This is a genomic window from Halomonas mongoliensis (assembly GCF_052496345.1).
Genome location: NZ_CP199288.1, coordinates 1,228,490 through 1,251,250, shown reverse-complemented (window position 1 = coordinate 1,251,250; position 22,761 = coordinate 1,228,490). Strand labels below are relative to the sequence as shown.

General features: G+C 67.1%; 22 protein-coding genes. 9 read left to right on the top strand and 13 right to left on the bottom strand.

The genetic code is table 11. From position 1 onward, the window contains the following. Nucleotides 1-143 precede the first annotated feature (143 nt). From ACRYRV_RS05810 to ACRYRV_RS05800, 3 genes are read left to right on the top strand one after another with little or no spacing between them, the layout of a single operon-like run. Complete coding sequence (locus ACRYRV_RS05810) at nucleotides 144-1,742, top strand: flavin monoamine oxidase family protein (protein WP_110070179.1); 1,599 nt, start codon at nucleotides 144-146, stop codon at nucleotides 1,740-1,742. Continuing rightward, entirely contained in the window at nucleotides 1,739-2,155 is a 417-nt protein-coding gene (locus ACRYRV_RS05805; RefSeq protein WP_110070178.1) for a c-type cytochrome, read from the top strand. The genes ACRYRV_RS05810 and ACRYRV_RS05805 overlap by 4 nt, the downstream gene beginning before the upstream one ends. Nucleotide 2,156: 1 nt before the next feature. Then, the gene (locus tag ACRYRV_RS05800) at nucleotides 2,157-2,630 is read left to right on the top strand and encodes a Rid family hydrolase (protein WP_110070177.1); all 474 of its coding nucleotides are present in this window, start codon (nucleotides 2,157-2,159) and stop codon (nucleotides 2,628-2,630) included. Nucleotides 2,631-2,672: 42 nt separating this feature from the next. Here ACRYRV_RS05800 and ACRYRV_RS05795 read toward each other — a convergent pair whose 3' ends face one another. After that, nucleotides 2,673-3,992, bottom strand: a complete 1,320-nt coding sequence (locus ACRYRV_RS05795; protein WP_444985685.1) for a glycosyltransferase — start codon at nucleotides 3,990-3,992, stop codon at nucleotides 2,673-2,675. 155 nt (nucleotides 3,993-4,147) lie between these two features. Here ACRYRV_RS05795 and ACRYRV_RS05790 point away from each other — a divergent pair, with 155 nt between their 5' ends. Both ACRYRV_RS05790 and ACRYRV_RS05785 read left to right on the top strand, forming a co-directional pair. Beyond that, nucleotides 4,148-4,567 (top strand): STAS/SEC14 domain-containing protein, encoded by a 420-nt coding sequence (locus tag ACRYRV_RS05790; RefSeq protein ID WP_444985686.1) that lies wholly within the window; start codon nucleotides 4,148-4,150, stop codon nucleotides 4,565-4,567. A gap of 180 nt (nucleotides 4,568-4,747) precedes the next feature. Continuing rightward, nucleotides 4,748-5,755, top strand: coding sequence for an OmpA family protein (locus tag ACRYRV_RS05785; protein WP_444985687.1), 1,008 nt, complete (start codon nucleotides 4,748-4,750; stop codon nucleotides 5,753-5,755). A 269-nt stretch (nucleotides 5,756-6,024) separates the two neighbouring features. On the opposite strand, the gene ACRYRV_RS05780 is transcribed toward ACRYRV_RS05785, so the two are convergent. The 5 genes from ACRYRV_RS05780 to ugpB all read right to left on the bottom strand — a co-directional run bounded on the left by ACRYRV_RS05780 (nucleotide 6,025) and on the right by ugpB (nucleotide 11,050). Further along, nucleotides 6,025-6,825: an inositol monophosphatase family protein gene (locus ACRYRV_RS05780; protein ID WP_444985688.1), complete on the bottom strand. Its 801-nt coding sequence runs from the start codon at nucleotides 6,823-6,825 to the stop codon at nucleotides 6,025-6,027. After that, complete coding sequence (locus ACRYRV_RS05775; protein ID WP_444986205.1) at nucleotides 6,822-7,916, bottom strand: sn-glycerol-3-phosphate import ATP-binding protein UgpC; 1,095 nt, start codon at nucleotides 7,914-7,916, stop codon at nucleotides 6,822-6,824. Before ACRYRV_RS05775 ends, ACRYRV_RS05780 begins: the two co-directional genes overlap by 4 nt. A gap of 2 nt (nucleotides 7,917-7,918) precedes the next feature. Continuing rightward, a complete protein-coding gene (ugpE, locus tag ACRYRV_RS05770) occupies nucleotides 7,919-8,767 on the bottom strand; it encodes a sn-glycerol-3-phosphate ABC transporter permease UgpE (protein WP_444985689.1) in 849 nt (282 codons plus the stop codon). 15 nt (nucleotides 8,768-8,782) lie between these two features. After that, nucleotides 8,783-9,667, bottom strand: coding sequence for a sn-glycerol-3-phosphate ABC transporter permease UgpA (ugpA, locus tag ACRYRV_RS05765; RefSeq protein ID WP_444985690.1), 885 nt, complete (start codon nucleotides 9,665-9,667; stop codon nucleotides 8,783-8,785). 63 nt (nucleotides 9,668-9,730) lie between these two features. Beyond that, a complete protein-coding gene (ugpB, locus tag ACRYRV_RS05760) occupies nucleotides 9,731-11,050 on the bottom strand; it encodes a sn-glycerol-3-phosphate ABC transporter substrate-binding protein UgpB (protein ID WP_444985691.1) in 1,320 nt (439 codons plus the stop codon). 238 nt (nucleotides 11,051-11,288) lie between these two features. Here ugpB and ACRYRV_RS05755 point away from each other — a divergent pair, with 238 nt between their 5' ends. Then, entirely contained in the window at nucleotides 11,289-11,999 is a 711-nt protein-coding gene (locus ACRYRV_RS05755; RefSeq protein WP_444985692.1) for an HAD family hydrolase, read from the top strand. Here ACRYRV_RS05755 and ACRYRV_RS05750 read toward each other — a convergent pair. The 3 genes from ACRYRV_RS05750 to ACRYRV_RS05740 are packed head-to-tail and all read right to left on the bottom strand — an operon-like array spanning nucleotide 11,968 to nucleotide 15,768. Further along, entirely contained in the window at nucleotides 11,968-13,665 is a 1,698-nt protein-coding gene (locus tag ACRYRV_RS05750; RefSeq protein ID WP_444985693.1) for an ABC transporter permease, read from the bottom strand. The genes ACRYRV_RS05755 and ACRYRV_RS05750 overlap by 32 nt on opposite strands. Further along, nucleotides 13,665-14,630, bottom strand: a complete 966-nt coding sequence (locus tag ACRYRV_RS05745; protein WP_444985694.1) for an ABC transporter substrate-binding protein — start codon at nucleotides 14,628-14,630, stop codon at nucleotides 13,665-13,667. The genes ACRYRV_RS05750 and ACRYRV_RS05745 overlap by 1 nt, the downstream gene beginning before the upstream one ends. Before the next feature lie 40 nt (nucleotides 14,631-14,670). Next, a complete protein-coding gene (locus tag ACRYRV_RS05740; RefSeq protein WP_444985695.1) occupies nucleotides 14,671-15,768 on the bottom strand; it encodes an ABC transporter ATP-binding protein in 1,098 nt (365 codons plus the stop codon). A gap of 235 nt (nucleotides 15,769-16,003) precedes the next feature. On the opposite strand from ACRYRV_RS05740, the gene ACRYRV_RS05735 reads away from it, so the two are divergent. Beyond that, nucleotides 16,004-17,056, top strand: coding sequence for a porin (locus ACRYRV_RS05735; protein ID WP_444985696.1), 1,053 nt, complete (start codon nucleotides 16,004-16,006; stop codon nucleotides 17,054-17,056). A 254-nt stretch (nucleotides 17,057-17,310) separates the two neighbouring features. Here the strand turns inward: ACRYRV_RS05735 and phnE are convergent, their stop codons facing one another. From phnE to phnD, 3 genes are read right to left on the bottom strand one after another with little or no spacing between them, the layout of a single operon-like run. After that, complete coding sequence (gene phnE, locus ACRYRV_RS05730; protein WP_444985697.1) at nucleotides 17,311-18,111, bottom strand: phosphonate ABC transporter, permease protein PhnE; 801 nt, start codon at nucleotides 18,109-18,111, stop codon at nucleotides 17,311-17,313. After that, nucleotides 18,068-18,871: a phosphonate ABC transporter ATP-binding protein gene (gene phnC, locus ACRYRV_RS05725; RefSeq protein ID WP_299314427.1), complete on the bottom strand. Its 804-nt coding sequence runs from the start codon at nucleotides 18,869-18,871 to the stop codon at nucleotides 18,068-18,070. Before phnC ends, phnE begins: the two co-directional genes overlap by 44 nt. Before the next feature lie 10 nt (nucleotides 18,872-18,881). Continuing rightward, complete coding sequence (gene phnD / locus ACRYRV_RS05720) at nucleotides 18,882-19,736, bottom strand: phosphate/phosphite/phosphonate ABC transporter substrate-binding protein (protein ID WP_309637103.1); 855 nt, start codon at nucleotides 19,734-19,736, stop codon at nucleotides 18,882-18,884. A gap of 205 nt (nucleotides 19,737-19,941) precedes the next feature. Between phnD and ACRYRV_RS05715 the strand changes: the two genes are divergently transcribed. Together ACRYRV_RS05715 and ACRYRV_RS05710 are read left to right on the top strand one after the other, a co-directional pair. Then, nucleotides 19,942-20,679, top strand: a complete 738-nt coding sequence (locus tag ACRYRV_RS05715) for an SIR2 family NAD-dependent protein deacylase (protein WP_309637104.1) — start codon at nucleotides 19,942-19,944, stop codon at nucleotides 20,677-20,679. A gap of 54 nt (nucleotides 20,680-20,733) precedes the next feature. Continuing rightward, the gene (locus ACRYRV_RS05710) at nucleotides 20,734-21,510 is read left to right on the top strand and encodes a tRNA-uridine aminocarboxypropyltransferase (RefSeq protein WP_444985698.1); all 777 of its coding nucleotides are present in this window, start codon (nucleotides 20,734-20,736) and stop codon (nucleotides 21,508-21,510) included. Here ACRYRV_RS05710 and ACRYRV_RS05705 read toward each other — a convergent pair whose 3' ends face one another. Then, nucleotides 21,511-22,758, bottom strand: coding sequence for a TraB/GumN family protein (locus ACRYRV_RS05705; protein ID WP_444985699.1), 1,248 nt, complete (start codon nucleotides 22,756-22,758; stop codon nucleotides 21,511-21,513). It lies immediately after the preceding gene. Nucleotides 22,759-22,761 lie beyond the last annotated feature (3 nt).

The following is a 22,761-nucleotide window of genomic DNA, read 5'->3' as shown; positions in this document are numbered from 1 at the left end:
CGGGCGTGATCCGATGCCGGCTGCCGCTGAGGCCTCGAGGCCATGGGTAGCTGGTGGGGCCAACTCTCTGGTTTATCTGGGAATAGTCTGAATTAGGCATGGTGAATGCAGTGTCTCTCCCGTCAACCACGGGAGAGACATTCATGGATGTGCACGATTCGGGTTCCTCGCTACCATTGACGCGGCGCCACTTCCTGCAGGCGCTAGGTGCAGTCGGAGGTGCTGGCATGATGATGTCGGGTCTTTCGGCATTCGGCATTGGTATCGCCTCTGCCCAGGATGTGCCGCCCACCTTGAGAGGAGAGGGCAATGGTAAAAGCGTGATCATTCTCGGCGCAGGGCTGGCCGGACTGGTCGCGGCCTATGAGCTGGGCAAGAAGGGGTATCGGTGTCAGGTTCTCGAGGCGAGAAGTCATGCTGGGGGACGGGTGCAGACTGCGCGTTCCGGGTTTGTGTTGCCGCAGCTGGGCCAGGAAGATGAGGTCTGTGACTTCGACGAGGGCGAATATTTCAACCATGGCCCTTGGCGCATCCCCTACCACCATCGCTCCACCCTGCACTACACCCGAGAGTTCGGGATTCCCCTGGAAATCTTCGTCAACCACAACGAGGCGGCGTTCGTCTATCGGGAGGCGGCCGGGCCGCTGAGCGGGAAGGCCGTGCGGCAGAAGGAGATCATTGCCGACATGCGCGGGCATGCGGCGGAAATCCTGGCCAAGCACGTCGACCAGGATGCCCTGGAACTGCCCCTGACCCAGGAGGAACGCGAGAAGTTTCTCGAGTTTCTCGTGGGGGAGGGGCAGTTGGAGCGCAGCAGCCTGGACTATCTTGGCACGGGGGGAAGGGGCTACCTTCGGGAGCCCGGCGCAGGGCTCAACCCCGGTGAGGCCTCCCTCCCTCATGGCCTGTCGGCACTCCTGCAGTCCGATCTTCATGGCATCGTAAGCTCCGTCAGTGGCTTCACCCAGCAGAAGACCATGTTCCAGCCCATTGGAGGGATGGACAGGATTCCCAAAGCCTTCGAGAAGGTGCTGGGGGAGGTCATCACCTATGGGGCCCAGGTCACCCGCCTGCAGCAGAACGAGGAGCGGGTTCTGGTCGACTACCGCAGCCGGACGACCGGTGAAAGCCACCAGGTGGAGGCCGACTACTGCCTCTGTACTATTCCGCTGTCGGTGCTGCGTGGCATCGAGAATGACTTTACGCCCGAGTTCAAGGGGGCCATGGAGGCTGTCAGCTACACACCGACCTGCAAGTTGGCACTGCAGATGAGAAGCCGCTTCTGGGAAGTCGAGGACCATGTCTTCGGCGGCCACTCCTTCACCCATAACAGCGAGACCGGCAACATTAGCTACCCCTCCACCGGATGGCAGGGGCAGAAGGGCATACTTCAGGGTGTCTACAACTTCGGCTCCAATGCCGCCCAGTTCAGCGCCCTCGATAAGGCACAGCGTATCGAGAAGGCCCTGAGCGTGGGTGAGAGGATCCATGCCGGCTATCGCCGGGACTTCGAGACCGCCTTCAGCACGGCCTGGCATCTAGTGCCGGAAAACCTGGGCGGCTGGGCCAGCTGGTCCAGCGAGGCGCGGGAGGAAAGCTATCCGCTCCTCAATCAGCCCCAGGGGCGCGTGCTGCTGGCCGGCGAGCATCTCAGCTACATGACGGGCTGGATGGCGGGCGCCATCGAATCTTCCTGGCTGCAGATCGAGAAGCTCCACGAGTTGGCGATGGAGGCCGCATGATTCGTGAATCTCTTGGCATCTGCCCGCGGGCAGCACTGAGAGCGGTGCTGCTCACCGCCGGACTCATGGCGGCCGGTACTGCCGCCACCGCCCTGGCCGATATCTCCGGGGAAGCCGGCTATCAGCAGAACTGTTCGGCTTGCCACATGGCCAACGGCCAGGGAATTCCCGGTGCTTTTCCCGCCTTGGCTGGTAACGGCCTTGTGGCAGGAGATGCCGCTGAGGTACTGCGAATCGTGGTCTATGGTCGGGCCGGCATGCCGGCCTTTGGCGACGAGCTATCTCCAGATGCCCTGGCTGCCATCGTTACCTACATACGCGAGCACTTCAACGCGACACCCACCCGGCTGACGGCCGATGACATTGCCGCCGTCAAGGTGGCATCTACCGCCAGAATGGCACGAGAGGACTGACATGAAAATTCGTTACCTTGCGGGCGCTGCCCTGATGATGACTGCGCTGAGTAGCATGGCTCACGACAGCAATATCGAGCGTCACCCAATTCCCGATTCTGACTTTCCCATCCTGCAGGCGGTTACCCTGGAAAATGTCGAGTTGACCTACTTCAGTGGGACTGTGCCGCGGGCCGGTGAGGATGGCGAGTTCGGCGATACCGAGGCCCAGACCGTTTCCGTGCTGGAGCGTATCAAGGCCACCGTGGAGAGCCGGGGACTTGACCTCGGTGACGTGGTCAAGATGACAGTCTTCCTGGTGCCGACCGAGGAGACGGGCCGCATCGATTTTTCGGGGTTCATGGATGGCTACACCCAGTATTTCGGCACGGATGAGCAGCCTAACTTGCCGACTCGCTCCGTGGTGGGGGTGGCCGACTTGGCCAACCCCGAATGGCTGGTCGAAATCGAAGTGGTAGCCGCCCGCGCTCGCTGAGGCCAGGGGCAGTGGGGCCTGGTAGGGAGCCGCCTTGCCCCGCTATTCCGGTACAGAAAGGCTCTGCCTCCGGTAGAGCATGACGAGTTCTGCCGCCTTAGCATCCTCGTGCCAGCCCGCCGCATGGACGCGGCCCCGCTCGGCCAGTCGGCGGCGCAGGGTGTCGTCGGCCAGCACCCGATTCACCTTGGCGGCGAAGTCGGGGTGGCTCTCCTCGGCGATCAGGCAGCCTTCGCCCTCGACGAGCACCTCCCGGGTGCCCATCACCGCGGTCGAGACCACCGGCGTGCCCAGGGCCATGGCCTCCAGCAGCACCAGCCCCTGGGTCTCGGTGCGCGAGGCGAAGACAAACAGGTCCGCGGCGCGGTAAGCCGCCTGCAGGGGGCCGTCGCGGCCCAGGTAGCCGAGGAAGATCACGGCATCGGCCAGTCCGGCCTCCCGGGCCTGGCGGGCCAGGGCCTCCCGTGCCGGGCCTTCGCCGGTAATGACCAGGCGAGCCTCCGGGTGCCTTGCCAGCACCCGGGGCAGCATCTCGATCAGAAAGCCGATGTTCTTCTCGAAGGCCGTACGGCCCACGTAGAGCAGCAGGCGAGCGTTGGCGGGCAGGTCGTAGCGGCTGCGAAAGTCGCACGCCTCCGCCGGTTGAGCGAAGGACTCCAGGGCCAGGCCGGTGGGGATGACCGTCATCGGCGCGGTGACGCCGTAGCGGAGAAGCGCCTCGCGCATGGCGTGGGACGGTGTCACCAGGGCATCGAGCTGGCGGCACTGGTGAACCGCCAGGCGCCGGGCGAGAAAGCGCAGCCAGCGCCGCGGCAGCCAGCGCACGTAGTGGTGCAGGTACTCCTCGAAGAGGGTGTGGTAGCTGGCCACCACCGGAATGCCCAGGCGCCGCCCCAGCCGAATGCCTGCCACATGAGCCACGAAGGGTGTCTGCACGTGAATGAGGTCGAATCCCGCCTCTTCCAGCTCCGGCCCCAGGGCGAGCAGCTCCCCGAGGCGCATCATGCGATCCTCGGGATCTCCCGGCACGCCCCGGGACGCGATCCGCAGCACGCCCGGCTCCTCCACCTGGCCTACCGGATAGTCCGGACAGAGCACCACCACCGCATGGCCCAGGCGCTCCAGGGCATCCCGAAAGCTGGCGACGGAGGTGGAGACACCGTTGACCCGAGGGAAGTAGACGTCCGATATCATCAGTATCTTCAGGGTGGCGTCGCCCGCTCGGTGGCAGGCCAGGTGGCGCGACGTGGGCGCCGCGGCACGCTCGGCACGGAGCTGGCGGGCCATGGCGTTGCCGCGAGCCAGCAACATCAGCTGATCGATCTCCGCTTCGCTGAGCGGCTTGCGCGCTTTTCGAGGCATGCGGTGGGACTCTCCTGAGCATTTCACCCATGCTGGCGTGCCATTGTGACGATCCCATGATGCCTGCCTCGCGTTAAAGCATCGGCGGGAAGAGAGGCACGCTATGCTGAAGGCGAACGAGCCGTTGTGGCTCCACGGACCCAAGGAGAGTGCCCATGCTGGATCTGATCCCTCACTCGGCGGAGCACGTCGTGGCGATGAAGGTGGGGGGCGTGGTGACAGGCCCCGAGCTGCAGCGCGCCATCGATGCCATCGAGGTCGCCAAACGCGACCATCCGGTGATCAGCCTGGTGGTCGAGATCGACAACCTGCGCTTCCTGACCCTTACCGCCCTGCTCAAGGACGTCGGCTACGGCCTGACCCAGCTAGGCGACCTCGAGCGCTACCACCGCGCTGCCGTGGTCACCGACCAGGAGTGGGTCGAGCATATTGCCCATCTCGAGGAGCGTCTCTTCAAGGCGGTGGAGATCCGCACCTTTCCCCTGCGCGACCACGCCGCCGCCATGGCCTGGGCCGCTGAGCTGCCCACCGGCGCCCACGAGAACCCCGAAGAGGATGGCTACCACGGCGCCTGACCCCTCTGCTGCCGACTAGTCCAGGCGCTGGCGGTTGCTGGGGCTTTATGAATGGCTAAGCCAACGCCAGTGACCTAGGGTGAAAGCATTGCCCCGGGTTGGCAGGGGCTCAGGTCTGCTTGTTATGCGATCCCTCCAAGCGCCTATCCCGTTGAGAGCCCGCCTGAAGGAGGCTTTGTCATGTCTGATGTTCTGTCTGGCGCTTCGGCCCGAATCCGTCTTGTCTCGCTGCTGTTCCTGACGATGCTGTTCTCACTAGCGGGGCAGGCGAACGAGGACATCGAAGGCGCTGGCGATCATCCGCTGGTCGAACGCATTGCCGGCTCCTTTATTACCGACAATTTTCGCGATGAGTTCAAACGCGTCGTGCTGCCTGCGGGTCCCTTCGATCGATCGGAGCGGGCGCATACCGAGCAGCTTGCCCTGGAGGGTGAGTGGCTCAAGATGATCTACCGCTTCGATGATCCCGATATCAGCGATCTTCGCGTTCACCGCACCTTTGTGCAGACTTTGCCAGAGGCCGGTTTCGAACTGATCTTCGAGGGAAGTGACCTGGATCTGATCGAGCAGAACACGGGCCGCTCGGCGGATTTCCTGACCAATACCAGTGAGTCCTACCTGCTGACTAACCGAGGGCCTCTCCTGAATCGTCAGCCAGTGCACTATCTGCTGGCGCGCTCGCAGGATGCGCCCGTGCACGTGGCGATCGCCACGTATCAGGCTCCCGGTCCCGGCGGCGGCACCCAGTATGCCATCACCGTGGTAACCGAAGAGGAGATGGAGGTTGCCACGGAGCACCGCCCGCTGTCGGTCAGTGAAATGGAGCAGGGCCTGATGGAATCGGGGCGTGTCGCCATTCAGGATATCCTGTTCGCCTTCGATTCCGATGAAATCCTGGCTGAGTCCAGCTCGTCACTGGCGACCATCGCTGAATTGATGCAGGAGCACCAGGAGCTGGGCCTGCTCGTGGTGGGTCATACCGACGATGTCGGCAACTACGACTACAACCTGCGCCTGTCCATGGAGCGGTCAACGGCAGTGGTTCGCTATCTTGAGCAGCGGCACGGGATTGCCGGGTCGCGGTTGAGATCGGCGGGTGCCGGCATGATGGCGCCGATTGCGTCCAATCGGACCGAGGCCGGGCGGGCACAGAATCGCCGGGTGGAGCTGGTCGAGATGCGCGACTGAGCAGCCGCATCGTTCGGCGCTTGCTCCTTGCTTGCACCCTCCTGTCATGCATCTTGCGAAACCACTCGTTGCGCTTCTGGGAGAGGGAGCCGTCGCGGTAGTGGTCGCCAGGGCATGATAGAGATGCTGGGGGCCATCGTTGGCGATGTCATCGGCTCTATGCGTCGCGACCCCGGCTGCCCGATGACCTGTGCCGCGTGGTGGCGGCCTTTGAGGCGTGCTTTGCCGCGGCCTAGTCGCCTGTCATCTTGCCTGGCGGCTTGGCTCGCTCAGCGTGCCGTCAGGATCTCCCTGAGCTCGGCGTGGCGCTCCGGATGGGCCACCAGCAGGCTGTTCCACTCGGCGGGGTCCAAGTCGCCGGCAAGGTCGGTCACCGTGCAGCCCGCCTCCCGAGCGATGACGATGCCGGCGGCGACGTCCCAGAGGTCGAGCCGGGCGCCCTGGGACCAGAAGGCGTCGAAGCGGCCGAGGCCCGCATGGGCGACCTCGAGCGCCGCCGAGCCGGGCACGCGAATGCCGGCCACGCGAGACATCAGCCGGGTGAGCTGGTCCAGGCTGGTCGCGCAGTCGCCCTTGGCGTGATAGGGCAGGCAGGTGGCGATCAGCATCTCGTGCAGGGCCCTGGCTGGGGAGGCGGTGATGCGGCCGGCGTTGCGGTGGGCGCCCTGGCCTCGCACCGCCCACAGCATCTCGTCCAGCAGCGGCTGGTAGACCACCCCGTGGGTGAGGGTGTCGCCTTCGCGTGCGGCGATGGAGACCGAGAAGTGAGGCACCCGGTGCAGGAAGTTGTTGGTGCCATCTAGAGGGTCGATGATCACCGTGAGTCTCCCGCCCTCGGCGGGGGTTTCGCCCGTCTCCTCGCCAATGAAACCCGCCTCGGGATGGGCCCGCCGCACCGTCTCGATGATGGCGTGCTCTGCTGCCCTGTCGTAGTGGGTCACGAAGTCCGAGGCACCCTTGGCCTCGAAGTCGATGGCGCCGGCGGCGTGGTAGCCCTCGCGCAGCAGCTGGCCGGCGGTGCGGGCGGCCTGCTGGAGGGTCTCGATCAGCGTGGAGGCGAGAAGTGTCATGCGGCTTGCTCCTTGGTCTTGAGCGTATCGTCGAGGCGCCGGCCTGTCTCCCGATGAAAGGGGTGCAGGGCGTCTCGGGTGATATGGAAGTGCAGGCGCTGGCCCTCCGCCACCGCCGGCTGGCCGGCGGTGCGGATCACCAGGGGCTGACCGCTGCCGGCCAGGCGCACATGGAGGTGGCTCTCGGCGCCGGCGGCCTCGAAGAGCTCCAGGGTGGCCGAGAGGGTCAGGTGGGGCCCGTGAGGCGCCTTGAGGCGCAGCGCGTCGGGGCGGATGCCCAGGATGCCGGTGCCCGGCGGCAGATCTCCTAGCAGGGAGCCATGGGACGCCGCGCCCGGGCCGCTCAGCAGAGCGCCCAGGGGCAGCAGGTTCATGGCCGGCGACCCGATGAAGGTGGCCACGAAGAGCGAAGCGGGCCGGGCATAGATCTCCATGGGCGTGCCCACCTGCTCGATGCGCCCGCCGTTGAGCACCACCAGGCGGTCGCCCAGGGTCATCGCCTCGAGCTGGTCGTGGGTGACATAGAGGCTGGTGGTCTTCAGGCGGCGCTGCAGCCGCTTGATCTCCACCCGCATCTGCACCCGCAGCTTGGCGTCCAGGTTGGAGAGCGGCTCGTCGAAGAGAAAGACCGCGGGCTCGCGCACCAGGGCCCGGCCCATGGCCACCCGCTGGCGCTGGCCGCCGGAAAGCTGGCGCGGCTTGCGGGGCAGGAAGGCCTCGATCTCCAGCATCCTGGCGGCCTCCTCCACTCGGCGACGGATCTCGTCGCGCTTGAAGCCGCGGTTTTTCAAGCCGTAGGCCAGGTTGTCGAACACCGTCATGTGCGGGTAGAGCGCATAGTTCTGGAACACCATGGCGATATCGCGCTGGGCGGGCTCCAGCTCATTGACCCGGCGCTCGCCGATATAAAGCGCTCCGGCGCTGATGGTCTCGAGCCCTGCCACCATGCGCAGCAGGGTCGACTTGCCGCAGCCCGAGGGGCCCACCAGCACCACGAATTCGCCGTCGGCCACCTCCAGGTCGACGCCCTTCACCGCCTGCACGCCGCCGGGATAGGTCTTCTCGAGACCCTCGAGCTTGATACTTGCCATCATTACTTCTCCGTCTCGGTCAGGCCCTTTACGAACAGGCGCTGCATGAACAGAATCACCAGCACCGGGGGCAGGGCGGCCATCACCACCGCGGCCATCACCAGGTGCCATTGGGGGTCGCCGTCGGCGGCGGTGGTCATGCGCTGGATGCCCATCACCACGGTGTAATAGTCGCTGTCGGTGGTGATCAGCAGGGGCCAGAGGTACTGGTTCCAGCCGTAGATGAACAGGATCACGAAGAGGGCCGCGATATTGGTGACCGAGAGCGGCAGCAGGATATCCTTGAAGAACCGGAGGGGGCCGGCGCCATCCACGCGGGCGGCCTCCAGCAGCTCTTCCGGCCCCGTCATGAAGAACTGGCGAAAGAGGAAGGTGGCGGTGGCCGAGGCGATCAGCGGGATGGAGAGCCCGGCGAAGCTGTTGAGCATGCCGAGGTCGGCCACCACCTGGAAGGTGGGGATAATGCGCACCTCCACCGGCAGCATCAGGGTGACGAAGATCAGCCAGAAGAAGAACAGCCGGAAGGGGAAACGGAAGTAGACGATGGCAAAGGCCGAGAGCAGCGAGATGACAAGCTTCCCCACGGTGATCGCCAGCGCCATCACCAGGCTGTTGAAGAGCATCTGGCCCACGGGCGGCGCCCCGGCCCTCGAGAGGCCGCTCTCCCACATGGTGCGGTAGTTCTCCAGGGCGTGGCCGCCGGGCATCAGAGGCAGGGTGCCGCGCAGGAACTCTCCCGGGGCCTGGGTGGAGGCGACGATGGCGATGTAGACGGGAAATAGCACCAGGGCCACGCCGGCGATCAGAATCAGGTGCGCGGCCAGCTGGCTCAGGGGGCGGTGTTCGACCATGGGGGCTCCTCCGGGTCAGTAGTTGACGCGCCGTTCGATGAAGCGGAACTGCACCACGGTGAGGAGCACCACGATGGCCATCAGGATCACAGACTGGGCGGCGGAGCTGCCCAGGTTGAGCCCCACGAAGCCGTCGGCGTAGACCTTGTAGACCAGGGTATTCGTCGCCTGGGAGGGGCCGCCCTGGGTAGTGGCGTGAATCACACCGAAGGTGTCGAACATGGCGTAGACCACGTTGACCACCATCAGGAAGAAGGTGGTGGGCGAGAGGAGTGGAAAGACGATGGTCCAGAAACGCTTCACGGGGCCGGCGCCATCGATGGCCGCCGCCTCGATCAGCGACTGGGGGATCGACTGCAGCCCGGCCAGGAAGAAGAGGAAGTTGTAGGCGATCTGCTTCCAGGCGGCGGCGATGATCACCAGCATCATGGCATCGTTCCCTGAGGTGCGGTGGTTCCAGCGGTAGCCCAGCATCTCGAGCGCATAGGGCACGATGCCGATGGAGGGGTTGAAGAGGAACCACCAGAGCACCCCGGCGATGGCCGGGGCGATGGCGTAGGGCCACATCAGCAGGGTGGTGTAGGCGTTGCGCGAGCGCAGCATGCGGTTGACGGTGGCCGCCAGCAGCAGGGCGGCCGACATCGACAGCAGTGTGGTGCCGATGGCGAATACCGCGGTCACCGAGAGCGAGTCGAGGTAGGTGTCGTCGGCGAAGAGCCGTGCGAAGTTGGCCAGGCCCACAAAGGTGCTGTTGAGGCCAAAGGCGTCCTCGCGCAGCAGCGACATGTATAGCGCCTGCAGCGAGGGCCAGATGAAGAAGATCAGGGTCACGATCACCTGGGGGGCCAGCAGGGCATAGGGCAGCCAGCGCCCGGGAAAGGTCATGTGTTTGGTCTGCATCGGAAGGCTCGAAGCGACGATAAACAGGCGCCCCCTCCGCGGGAGGGAGCGCAAAGGCAGGGCTCAGCGGTTGGCGGCCTCGAAGTCGCGCAGCAGGGCGTTGCCGCGGCGGGCGGCGTCGGCGCTGGCCTGCTCGCCGTTCTTCTGGCCGCTCATCACCGCCTCCATCTCCTCGGAGATGATGTCGCGGATCTGCACGAAGTTGCCGAAGCGTAGCCCCTTGGAGTTTTCCGTGGGCGGGTTGAGGTTCATCTGGCGAATGGAGATGTCGGCGCCCGGGTTCTCGGCGTAGAAGCCCTGCGTCTCGCTCAGCTCCCAGGCGGCCTGGGTGATCGGCAGGTAGCCGGTGCGCTGGTGCCAGTCGGCCTGCACCTCGGGCCGGGAGAGGTACTCGAAGAAGGCGGCCACGGCCTCGTACTCCTCGTCGCTGTGGCCCTGCAGCGCCCAGAGGGTGGCGCCGCCGATGATGGAGTTCTGGGGTGCGCCCTCCACCTCCGCGTAGTAGGGCTGCATGGCGAAGCCCACTTCAAAATCGGCGTTGGCCAGCACCCCGGCCCGTGAGGCGGAGGAGCCGAAGAACATGGCGCACTCTCCCGAGTAGAACATCGGCGCGGCATCATCCCCCGGCCCCGGGCCGCCCCAGCGGAAGACCCCTTCGTCCTGCCACGCCTTGAGGTTGTCCCAGTGACTCGCCACCAGGTCATTGTCGAAGACGAACTCCGTATCCAGGCCGCCGAAACCGTTCTCCCGGGTGCCCAGGGGCGAGTTGTGCATGGCGGAGAAGTTCTCCAGCATCACCCAGCTCGGCCAGGAGGTGGTGAAGCCGCAGCGGGCCGCGCCGCTCTCGCGCAGCTGGCGGGAGGCCGCGACGATCTCCTCCCAGGTCTCGGGCGTGCCGCTCAGGCCCGCGGTCTCGAAGGCGTCACGGTTGAGATAGAGGATCGGCGTGGAGGAGTTGAAGGGGAAGGAGAGCATGTTGCCGCGAGTATCGGTGTAGTAGCCCAGCACCGCCGGCAGGAAGGCCTCGCGCTCGAAGGCGCGGCCGTGGTCTTCCATCAGCTCGTGGATGGGGTAGATGGCCCCCTCGGCGGCCATCATGGTGCCGGTGCCCACCTCGAAGACCTGCAGGATATGCGGCTGCTGGCGGGCACGGAAGGCGGCGATGGCGCCGGTCATGGTCTCGGTGTAGTTGCCGCGGTAGCTGGGGGTCACCCGGTAGTCGTCCTGGGAGGCGTTGAACTCCTCGGTGATGCCTTCAAGGATCTCGCCGAGCTCACCTCCCATGGCGTGCCACCACTGGACCTCCACGGCGGCGTGAGCGGACAGCGACAGGGTAGCGGCGGCGATGCCGGCGGCCAGGCCTTTCAGTGTGGGTACGAACATGGGGCTCTCCTTGCGGTGTGATTCACGGCGATGACGTGGGCGGCGGTAAGCCGTTCTGCTCCGTCGCCCGACGTTATCCGCACAAGGTGACGACGGCATGGCGGGGTGGTGTCAGTCGGTTGGCGACGGCGTGACGGCGAGATGGCAGTGCCGTGACAGGTCGCGCCGGTCATGCCTTTGTCACCCGGATGGCCCAGGCTATGGGCCTTCTCGAGCTACCGGGCCACTGGAGGCCGTCATGCGCCTTGCTCTCTTTGACCTCGACGATACGCTGCTGGACGGCGACTGCAGCGCGCTATGGAACGACTGGATGGTGGAGTGCGGCTGGGTCGACTCTCCCGGGGACTATCTCGCCCGTACCCAGGCCATGAACGCGGCCTATCACGCCGGGCGGCTCAAGCTGGAGCAGTATCTGGCCGTGACGCTGTCGCCGCTGGCGGGGCGCCACGAGGCGGAGGTCGCCGCCGAGGTCGAGACCTTCGTTACCGAACGAATCGCGCCGCGCTTCTTTCCCCAGGGGCGTGCGCTGATCACGCGCCACCGGGAGCAGGGCGATCTGCCGCTGCTGATCTCCGCTTCCTCGCGACATCTGGTGGGGCCGGTGGCCAGGCGGCTGGGCATCGAGGAGGTGATCGCCGTGGAGCCGGAGCTTGCCGCCGGCTACTTCACCGGCGCCACCACCGGGGTGCTCTCCTACCGCGGCGGCAAGGTCACGCGCCTGGAAAGCTGGCTGGCTGAGCGCAATGCCACCGCCAGCCACCTCTGCTTCTACTCCGACTCCCAGAACGATCTGCCGCTGCTCAACCGGGTGAATCGCCCCGTGGCGGTCAACCCCGACCCGGTGCTGGCCGAAGTGGCCCGGGTCGAGGGGTGGGAGAGGCTGGAGTGGCGCCAGAATCCTCAACCGGGCGCTTCATCTAGCCCGCGATCGGCAGTCGCTTGCGGCTGAACACCGTCAGTGCCACCAGCAGCGCCGTGGTGGTGAAGATCGCCACGGCGCTCATGGCCATGCCGACGCCGGGGGAGCCCTGCTCGAACTGGCCGAAGACGAAGGTCGAGACCGTGCGCATGCCGGCGGGCGCCACCATCAGCGAGGCGACGAGCTCCCGGGAGGCGATGGCGAAGACCAGCAGCATGGAGACGATCAGGCTGGGCGCCAGGGCCGGGAGCAGGATGCGCCGGAAGGCGGTGAAGAAGCCGGCCCCGCACACCCGGGCCGCGGCTTCCAGGCTCTCGCCCATCTGGCGGAAGGCCGCCGAGGCGTAGCGCACCGGATAGGGCAGCAGCAGGCAGGCGTAGGCGAGCAGCAGCATGGCGCCGGTGTTGTAGACCTGGATCGGCCACCAGCTCTGGTTCCAGGCCAGGATCAGCCCCACCGCCACCACGATGCCGGGCATGGTATTGGGCAGCAGCGAGAGCAGGTCGAGCAGCCCCTTGCCGCGCAGCTGGGCGCGCACCACCAGGTAGCCTACCAGGGCCCCCAGCACCCCGGTGAGCAGCGCCGCACCGATGGCGAGACCCAGGCTGGTGGAGAGCGCCTGCAGGGCGCCGCCGCGGTTGGCGAACAGCGCCTCGAAGTGGCGCAGCGAGAGGTTTTCCGGGGCCAGGCCGCCGGAGAGAGTGCCGGTGAAGGCGGTGGCCAGTACGGCCATGATCGGCACGCCAACCGACACCACCCCCACCAGAGCGAAGAGCGCCATCACCGGCCATCGCCAGAGGCCGAGCTCGATGGGCTCCACCGCCGCCGGCTTACCGGTCTGGCTGACGAAGGAGCGCCGCGTCACCAGCCAGTGCTGCAGATAGAAGGCGGCCATGGCCAGCATCACCAGCAGCAGCGAGAGCACCGCCGCCCCCGGGATGTCGATGGGCCAGTCGGCGAAGCGCTCGTGGATGCCGGTGACCAGCACCTTGTAGCCCGCCTGGGCACCCAGGGTGGCCGGCGTGCCGAACTCCTCGATGGTGAGCGCGAACACCAGCAGCAGGCTGGCGGCGATGCCCGGCGTGGAGAGCGGTAGAGTGATGCGCCAGAAGGCGCGCCAGGCGCCGGCACCGCTGACTCGGGCGGCCGAGGCGTAGCGACCGCCGACGCTCATCATGGTGCGCGACACCGCGAAATAGACCACCGGGAAGACGTTGAGCACCATCACGAAGACGATGCCCGAGAAGGAGAAGAGAAAGCCGCTGGCCGAGAGCCCGGTCAGCTGCTCGGCGTAGCCACGCGGCTGCAGGGTCAGCATCCAGGAGAGGGCGGCGATATAGGGCGGGATCATGAAGGGGATCAGGAAGATCAGGTCCCAGGCGCCGCCGCCGGGTACCCGGGCCAGGGCGCGAAGTGCCCCCAGGGGGATGGCCAGCAGGGCGCAGACTACCACCACGGCGACGCCCAGGCGCAGGGTATTGCCGAGGAGTCCCAGCAGCGCCGGGTCGGAGAGCAGCGGCACGAAGAGGCCGAAGGCGCCGGCGAGTTCCCCTCGGGACCAGCCGGGGAAGATCGCCTGCAGCACCACGTAGAGCAGCGGCAGCCCCACCAGTATCAGCAGTGCCGCCGCCGTCAGCAGCATGACGACGCCTGCCCCGGTGATCCGGGGCAGACGAGACGCGATGGCGGCCGGCATCAGCTACCCGTGGCCTCGCGGAAGCGGGTGAGGATCTCCTCGCGCTGGGCGTTCATCGCCTCGCTGTCCACCTCGATCAGGGTCAGCTCCTCGAGGGTCGGGCGCAGCGCCTCGATGTCGGTGCGGGCCGGCATCAGGTAGCGCTCGGCGACTCTCGCCTGGCCCTGCTCGGAGAGCACGAAGTCGACGAACCGCTCGGCCGCGTCGGGCATGGCGGTGGAGGCGAGGATCATCATCGGTCGCGGGGCGATCACGGTGCCGCTCTCGGGAAAGATCACCTCGATGGCCTCGCCCTCGGCCTGCTGGCCCAAGGAGATATAGTCCACCGCGCCGAACACCACGGATTTCGCCCCCTGCAGCACCGGGTTCAGGGCGCGGGCGTTGGGGCCGGGCACGATCATGCCGTTGTCGGCGAGCGCCTCCATCAGCGACCAGGTAGCGTCTTCACCCTTGGCGGTCAGCAGGCCGGTGATCAGTTCGAAGGCGGCGCCGGACTGGGCCGGGTCGGGCATGGTCACCTGGTCGCGGTAGGCGGCATCGGTGAGGTCGCTCCAGTCGGCCGGCTGCGGCACGCTGCTGTCCCGGTTCCACACCAGCGCCAGGGCCGACACCCCCTGGGCCACATAGTGCTCGGTCTTGAGGAAGTCGGGAACGGTGTCGGCATTGGGAGAAAGGTACTCGTGCAGAAGGCCCTCCTGATGCAGAGACTCGGCGCTGTCCCAGGAGGCGGAGATCACGACATCGGCCAGCGGATTGGCCTGCTCGGATTCCAGGCGCGCCATCACCTGGCCGGTGGTGCTCTGGAAGACGTTGACCTCGATGCCGGTCTGGTCGGTGAAGTCGGCGGCGAGGTTCTCGATCAGGGCGCCGGGGCCGGCGGAGTAGACGGTCAGGGCACCGGCGGCGGCAAGGCCCGGCAGGGCGAGCAGGCCGGCGCCGAAGGCGAGAGCTTTCAAGGGGAACATGTGGGTCTCCTGAATCACGGTGTGAGTGGATAGGCCGGGGTCAGCCGGTGGCGGTGGCCGCCACGTCGGCGTAGGGCATCAGGTCGAGCAGGCGCGCATCGGTGTCCCAGGCGCGCAGGTCGCTGACATCGATGTCGATCCCCACCTGGCAGCCGCGCTCCGGCGCGTGGGGGGCGTGCAGCTTGAGGGAGCGGCCGTCGGCGAGGCCGAGCTGCAGTGACAGATGCTCGCCCTGAAAGAGGCGGCCGGTGATGCGCGCCCGCAGCAGGCCGTCGTCGGGGGCGCAGAGGCGCAGGGCGCGGCGCGGCAGCAGCAGGCGGACTTCGCCTCGATAGCCGCAGGCCGCGGTCATCGGCAGCCGGGTGTCGGCGATAGCCAGGCCGTGAGCATCAAGCCGGGCGTCGAGCAGGGTGCCGGCGTCCACGAAATCGGCGATGGCCGGCGTAGCCGGGGTGTGGAAGAGTGCCTCCGGCGAATCGACCTGCTGCAGGCGGCCCTGCTGCAGCACGGCGACCCGGTCGGCCAGGGCGAAGGCCTCGTGCTGGTCGTGGGTGACGAACACCGCCGTCAGGCTGAGCTCCTCGATCAGGCTGCGGATCTCCAGTGCCAGGCTTTCCCGCAGGCCCTTGTCGAGGTTCGAGAGGGGCTCGTCCATCAGCAGCAGGCGCGGTTTGGCGACGATGGCCCGAGCCAGCGCCACCCGCTGCTGCTGGCCACCGGAGAGCTCACCCGGGGCGCGCTCGGCGTAGTCGGCAAGCCCCACCAGCGAAAGCGCCCACTCCACCTGGGGGCGTCGGGCGTTGGCCTTCACCCCCTGCATTTCCAGCGGGAAGGCCACGTTGTGATAGACGCTCATATGGGGCCAGAGGGCATAGTCCTGGAAGACCATGCCCAGGCGGCGGTCGTCGGGGCTCAGGTGGCGGCCCGGCGCGGCGACGCACTGGCCGTCGAGGTGAATCTCGCCGTCATCGGCGTCGGCCAGGCCGGCGATGCAGCGCAGCAGGGTGGTCTTGCCGCAGCCTGAGGGACCCAGCAGGGCCAGCACCTGGCCCCGGGGCAGGGCGAGGTCGATGCCGTCCAGGGCCAGGGTGTCGCCGAAGCGCTTGTGGAGTCGCGAGATATGCAGTGCGTCTTTCATGGCGGACTCGATCGCTGTTTCCCCTATAGCCTGGGGGTTAACCGTTGCAGTTAGATGAAATTCGACGGTACCTCGCATCGTGAATAAAAGCGTCACCTTCCTGACATGATCCCGGGATATCGTCCTCGGCCATACAACAAGAAGCCACCAATGGCTCGTCTCCAAGTCGGCGCTGTCCGCCGAGACAGGAGGCATCCCTTTGCATATCCCAAGAGATCATTCAAGGAATCCTCTCATGTTCAAGAAGTCACTCATCGCCACCGCCGTGGTTGGCGCGCTGTCCGCTTCTGCTGTCGCCCAGGCGGCCACCGTCTACGATCAGGACGGCACCAAGGTCGATATCTACGGCCGCATCAACTATATGATCACCTCGGGCGGTACCCAGGACTTGACGCCGGGTGCGGACAAGACCAGCGGCAGCGAGTTCCAGAACAACGGCTCGCGCTTCGGCTTCCGTGCCAGCCATGAGCTCAACAGCGACCTGAGCGCCTTCGCCCGCATGGAGTTCCGCTTCAACGCCGACGAGGTCAACCGCGATGCCATGCAGGTACGTAACAGCTTCCTGGGCCTGAAGAGCCAGCAGCTGGGCACTCTGACCATCGGTAACTTCGACAGCGTCTACAAGGAGGCCGTGACAGGCGTCTTCGACAACTACGAGAACGAGGGCTGGGTGACCCATGATGGCGGCTCCACCAGCTCCCGCGGCGATACCGTGGCCTACGCCACGCCGGTCTTCAACGGCCTGCAGGGCCATGTGCAGGTCAAGCACATCAGCGGCAATGACGCTACGGTGGGCGCTCAGGACAACAGCTCCACTACCTCCACGGCGGCAGCGGTCACCTACAGCTGGGAGAATCTCTACCTGGCGGCGGGCTATAACCAGTCCAAGGATGTCTCCGATCGCGGCGCGACCTATGGCGGCGGCAGCAACAACGCTGCCGGCGAGGATATCTGGGGCATCTCCGCCCAGTACAAGTTCCTGCCGAACTTCTCCGCCCGGGTCATGTACGAGGAGCTGGGCTCCGTTAACGAGGGGGCTTCGGCCAGCGCCAAGAAGGAGATCTTTGGCCTGGGTGCCACCTTCAACTACGGCCAGGGCAACCTCTACGCCGACGTCTACGATGTCAGCTACGTGGGCGATATCAGCAGCAGCAACCCCTGGGCCATCGGCGTCGACTATCGCTTCAGCCCGATGCGGGTCTATGCCGAGATCTTCGATGAGGATGCCAGCGGCGAGAATATCGACGATAGCCTGCTCTACACCGTCGGCATCCGCTACGACTTCTAAGCGCTCCCTTCACGTTTGATCCTGCATGACCCTGCCGATCTTCGCCGCCATCAGGCGGTGAGGGTCGGCAGGAGAGTTGCCGAAGACTCTCTTTCATCACCGTATGTCTCGCACTGATTCGATGCTTGCCGGCCGGGATATCCCGCCGGCCTTTTTGTTTGCCTCCACCGAGTAACCAGGCCGGAAGGTCCGGGAATCGGCCATGAAAAAGACCGCCCGAAGGCGGCCTGAGGAGGTGGGCTTGGCGAGCGGCGTCAGATCACCCGCTTGCGGATCCAGGCGCTGACCTGCTCCACGCCGATCACCACCACCAGGATGGCGAGGATCACGGTGAGGGCCTGGTCGTAGCGGAACAGGCTCATGGCGGCGGAGAGCTCCACGCCGATGCCGCCGGCGCCGACGAGGCCCAGCACCACGGCGCTACGCACCGCCTTCTCCACCGAGAAGAGGCTGGTGGCCACGAACGACGGCGTGCACTCGGGCAGGATGGCGCCGCAGACCACGCCGCTGCGCGAGGCGCCGGTGGCGGCCAGGGCCTGGCCGGGGCCGGGATCCACCTCCTCGATGCGCTCCGAGAAGAAGCGCGCGCAGAAGCCGATGGTATCCATGACGATGGCCAGGATGCCGGCCAGCGGGCCCAGCCCCACGGCGACCACGAAGATCAGCGCCCACACCAGGTCCGGGACGGTGCGCAGGGTGGCGACGACATTGCGGGCGATCACCCTGACCACCGGGTGCGGGCTGGTGTTGCGGGCGCAGAGCAGCGCCATGGGCAGGCTCAGGATCACCCCGAACACCACCCCGACGATGGCCATCTGGAAGGTCTCCAGCATGGCCATGGCGATCACGTCCCAGCGGGCGAAGTCCGGCGGCAGGGCCTCGCCGAAGAAGGTGCCGAGGTTCGCAACCCCGCGCAGCAGGCGCTCCGAGTGGATGTTGGCGCTGGAGAAGCCGCTGATGAAGAAGGCGGCGAAGGCCAGCAGCAGGATGAAGGCGATGGGAGAGGGGCGCTCAAGCCTGGGCGGCGCGGCGTGGCGCGGCGATGAATCGCTCATCGGTAGCGGCCTCCTGTGGTGTGACGGTCTGGTAGAGGGCCGTGATGTCGGCGTCGCTGACCTCGGCGGTGGGGCGGTCGAAGGCCAGCTGGCCGCCGTGCAGGCCGATCAGCCGCTCGCCGTACTCCCGGGCGAGTTCGATCTGGTGCAGCACGCAGAGCACGGTCATCTTCCGTTCGCGCACCACCGACCAGAGCAGCTCCATCACCTCGCGGCCCGCGCGGGGGTCGAGGCTGGCCACCGGCTCGTCGGCCAGCACGATCTCGGCGTCCTGCATCAGCATGCGGGCGATGGCCACGCGCTGCTGCTGGCCGCCGGAGAGCGTATCGGTGCGGCGCGGAGCCAGGTGGGCGAGGCCGACCCGCTCCAGGGCCTCCATGGCCGCCTGGCGCGACTGCCGGCTGGCGGTCAGGGCGTGGCTGGCCAGGATGCCGCGCCGTCCCATCAGGCCGAACAGCACGTTCTGCAGCACCGAGAGGTTGCCGACCATGTTGAACTTCTGGAAGACGCAGCCGATGCGTTGGCGCAGGGGCCTGAGCTCGCGACGCGATGCCGAGGCGAGGTCGAGGCCGGCCAGGCTGAGGCGCCCCGAGGTGGGGCGCTCCAGTCCGGTCAGGCACTTCATCAGCGTCGACTTGCCGCAGCCGTTGTGGCCGAGGATGACCACGCCTTCCCCGGGGCTGACGTCGAACGACAGCCCGTCGAGGGCGCGGGTCCCGTCAGGATAGACCTTGGTAATATTGTCGATGCTTAGCTGCATGGAAGCTCCATCAGTCGGAGAGGCCGAGCAGCGCGTAGGACTCGCGCACCATGTCGTACTCGCTGTCGTCCACCAGCACCATCTCGGCGCCGATGTACTTGTCGCGCTCGCCCGGGGCGAGGATCGCCTGCAGCAGGCCGTCGGGGTCGTTCATGAAGGCCTCCTGCATCTCGCTGACGCACTCGGCGGAGATGTGCGGGCCGGCCACCATGGGGTCGCCCGGCATGTCCTGACCACGCTCGATGATGCGGTAGTTCTCCTCGCCGTGCTGGGCGACGAAGGGGGCGAAGTCGCGCACGCCGGTGCCCACGGCATCCACCTCGCCGGAGGCCAGGGCCTGCATGCGGGCGCCGTCCAGCAGCGAGATCCGCAGGTCGCGGTCGATGTCCAGGCCGGCCTGGCTCAGCATGTAGCTCGGCATGATGTGGCCGGTGGTGGAGCCGTGGTCCTTCATGGCCACGTGCTTGCCCTTGAGGTCCTCCAGGGTCTCGATGTCGCTGTCGGTGGGAGCGATGAACACCGAGTAGTACTCGGGGCGCACGATGGCGGTGATCGGCTTGGTGCCCTCGACTCGTTCGGCCATCAGCACGTACTCGGAGGGGCCGGCCAGCACGATGTCGACCTGTTCGAAGCGCAGGGCGTTGATCGCGGTGGTGCGGTTGCCCACCGGGAAGAACTCTACCGTCACGCCCAGGCGTGATTCGACCTCCTCGACGAAATCACTGAAGGCGCGCTGCAGCTCCTCGCTGCCCTCGATGCCGGTATCGGCGAAGCGCAGGGTAGTGGGGCAGGACTCGGCGGCCTGGGCCTGGGTAGCGGCGGCCAGGGCGATGGCGGTAGCCAGGGGGAGCAGGGACTTTTTCACGGTGTCACCTCGGTAGGGTTGCGGGATACGGGTTGGGATGAAGCGCCTCCACCCTGCCGGTGGGGGATGACGATGAGGTGACCCTGAAGTGACGGTCCTGTTACGTCGCGGCCGTTGGGGCTGGCGCCCTCTTGTGGCCCCGGGCCGGCCGCAGGTGGTACTTTCAGGCCAGATAGTTCAGATGCCCCGAGCGGAGAGAGAGTCGATGGCAGAACAGCGCGCGCCGCACCTGGTGGTGTTTACCGGAGCGGGGATCAGTGCCGAGAGCGGTATCCAGACCTTCCGCGCCGAGGATGGTCTCTGGGCGGATCATCCGGTGGAGGAGGTGGCCACGCCCGGCGCCTGGCGGCGGGACCCGGCCCGGGTGCTGGCCTTCTACAATGCGCGCCGCGACCAGGTGCGCCAGGCGCGCCCCAATGCCGCCCACAAGGCGCTGGCGGCGCTGGAGAAGCAGGGCTTTCGGGTCAGCATCATCACCCAGAATATCGACGACCTGCACGAGCGGGCCGGCTCCCGCCACGTGCTCCACCTGCACGGGGAGATCCTCAAGGCGCGCTCCAGCGTGGACCGGCGCATGCACTATCCGCTGCCTCGCGGGGGGATCGAACTGGGCGACATCTGCGACAAGGGCAGCCAGCTGCGGCCCGACGTGGTCTGGTTCGGCGAGGAGGTGCCCCATTTCGGGGAGGCCTGCGAGCTGGTCAGCGAGGCGGACCTGCTGCTGGTGGTGGGCACCTCGCTTGCCGTGATGCCGGCGGCCTCGCTGCTGCAGTACGCGCCCTTCGGCGCCCCCTGCGTGCTGGTGGACCCCGAGGCCGAGGCGCTGTCGCCGCCGGGCGTCAGCCGGCTCAGCCAGCCCGCCGGCAAGGGAGTGCCGGCGCTGGTGCGCCACTGGAAGCGCGAGGGGCGGCTCTGGGTGCCGGAGATCCTGCTGGCCTCCTGAAGGGCGCCGGCGGAGGTGCTAGAATGCCGCGCCTTCTTCTTTGCGGTAGCCGCCATGCAGCACGACAGCCCTGACATCTGTGCCGAGCGTCCTCTGGACGGGGCGCTTTCCCATGACCCCGCCACCGGCCATCCGCGGCCACCGCGGCGTGAGTTCAAGGCCCGGGGCAGCTTCGTCGTGCGCTGCCCGGGCTGCCAACTGCCGGAGCTCAACTGCCTCTGCCCCTATGCGGTGAGGGCCGAGAGCGAGGCGCGGGTGTGGCTGCTCACCCATCCCATGGAGCACCACAAGCCCACCAACACCGGGCGGTTGATCCGCGACGTGCTGCCCGAGACGGAGGTCTTTACCTGGTATCGCACCGCACCGGACGAGCGGCTGCTGGCGCTGTTGGACGATCCCCGCTACGCCCCCTTCGTGATCTTCCCCGACGACCAGCCCGACTACGCCGAGCGGGTGGTGGGGGTCGACGCCGTGGCCGAGGCCAAGGCCGCCGGGCGCACGCCGGTCTATGTGCTGCTGGACGGCACCTGGCGCCAGGCGCGGCGCATCTTCCGCAAGAGCCCCTACCTCGACCGACTGCCGGTACTGCCACTGCACAGCGAGCGGCTGACCCGCTACCGCCTGCGCAAGCCGGCCTCGGCGGCCCACCTGTGCACCGCCGAGGTGGCCGCCGAGCTGCTGCGCCAGGGGGGCGACGGCTCGGCCGCCCAGGCTCTGGACGACTACTTCGACGCCTTCAACGAGAGCTACGCCGCCAGCCGGCGCTTCGAGAAGATCGAAGCGCCGACGGCGGCGATGCGGCGCCTGCTGGCGCGGAAGTGGGAGGGGTGATCAGGCCGTGCCGCTGCCGAAGAGGGCACCGGCGATGCGGAAGCCCGCGACCCAGGTGCCGGCGGCGGAGCCCAGGGTGGCCAGCATGAAGACCAGCAGGGTGCGGGAGACCCGGTTGCGCCACCAGCCCTTCAGTTCGGTGACGTCGTGGCGCAGGGTGGAGAAGTCGCGCACCTTGGGCTTGCGCAGCCAGAGCTCCACCCCGGCGGCCACGAAGCCGGCGCCGATGGTGGGGTTGAGCGAGGTGAGCGGGGCGGCGAAGAAGGTGGCCGCCACGGTCAGCGGATGCGCCAGGGCCACCAGGGTGGCCGCCGCCGAGAGCACGCCGTTGATCAGGAACCACTCGCCCACCAGCTGCCAGCCCAGCTCGGTGTTGCGCGAGAAGCCGATGGCGAAGCCGGTCAGCACCAGGACGGTGACCAGCCAGGGTAGCGCTCGCCACAGCTTCGAAGGCGGCGGGGTCTCCTCCAGCGCCTCGCGCTCCGCCGTGGGCGCCTCGGGCAGCGGCGTCTCGAACTCCTCGGCCATTCCTTTCAGATGCCCCGCGCCGATCACCACCAGAACATGGCGGTAGCGCCCCGGCGGGGCCTCTTCCGCCAGGCGCAGCACCATGTAGCGGTCGCGCTCGCTGATCAGCGGTGTGTAGAGGGTCTCGGACTCGGCGGCGAACTCGCTGAAGGTGGACTCCAGGACATCGCCCTCCTTGAGCCGCTCGATCTCCTCGGCGGAGACGTCCTGGCGCGACAGCACGCTGCCCAGCAGCCCCGAGAACAGCGAGAAGCGCTGCCACCAGGGGACGTTGTGGTAGATGCGCTTGAGAGTGACGCCCACGTCGCGGTCGATCAGCAGCAGCGGCAGTTCGGCCTGGCGGCTCTCTTCCAGGGCGGCGCGCATCTCGGCACCGGGTTCGATGCCCGACTGTTCGGCCACGCGCTGCTGGAAGGCGCCCAGCGCCAGGCTCGCCGCGACCATGCCTGCCTTGCCCTGGCGGAAGATCTCGAACAGGTCCTGGTTGTTCAGGGCGTCGGGATTGTCGAGGCTGTGGTGGCGAGAGTCGCACAGCTCGATGGCCACGGCGTCGAATTCGCCGGAGCGGATCAGGGCGCGCACGTCATCGGCGCTCTCGGCGGAGACGTGGGCGGTGCCCAGCAGGGTGTAGCGGGTCTCGCCGAGCTGGATGACGCGGCGGGGCCCGCTGGTGGCGAGGTCCGCGCCGGGCTGGATCGCAGTGTCCTGAGGGTCGGTCATGGA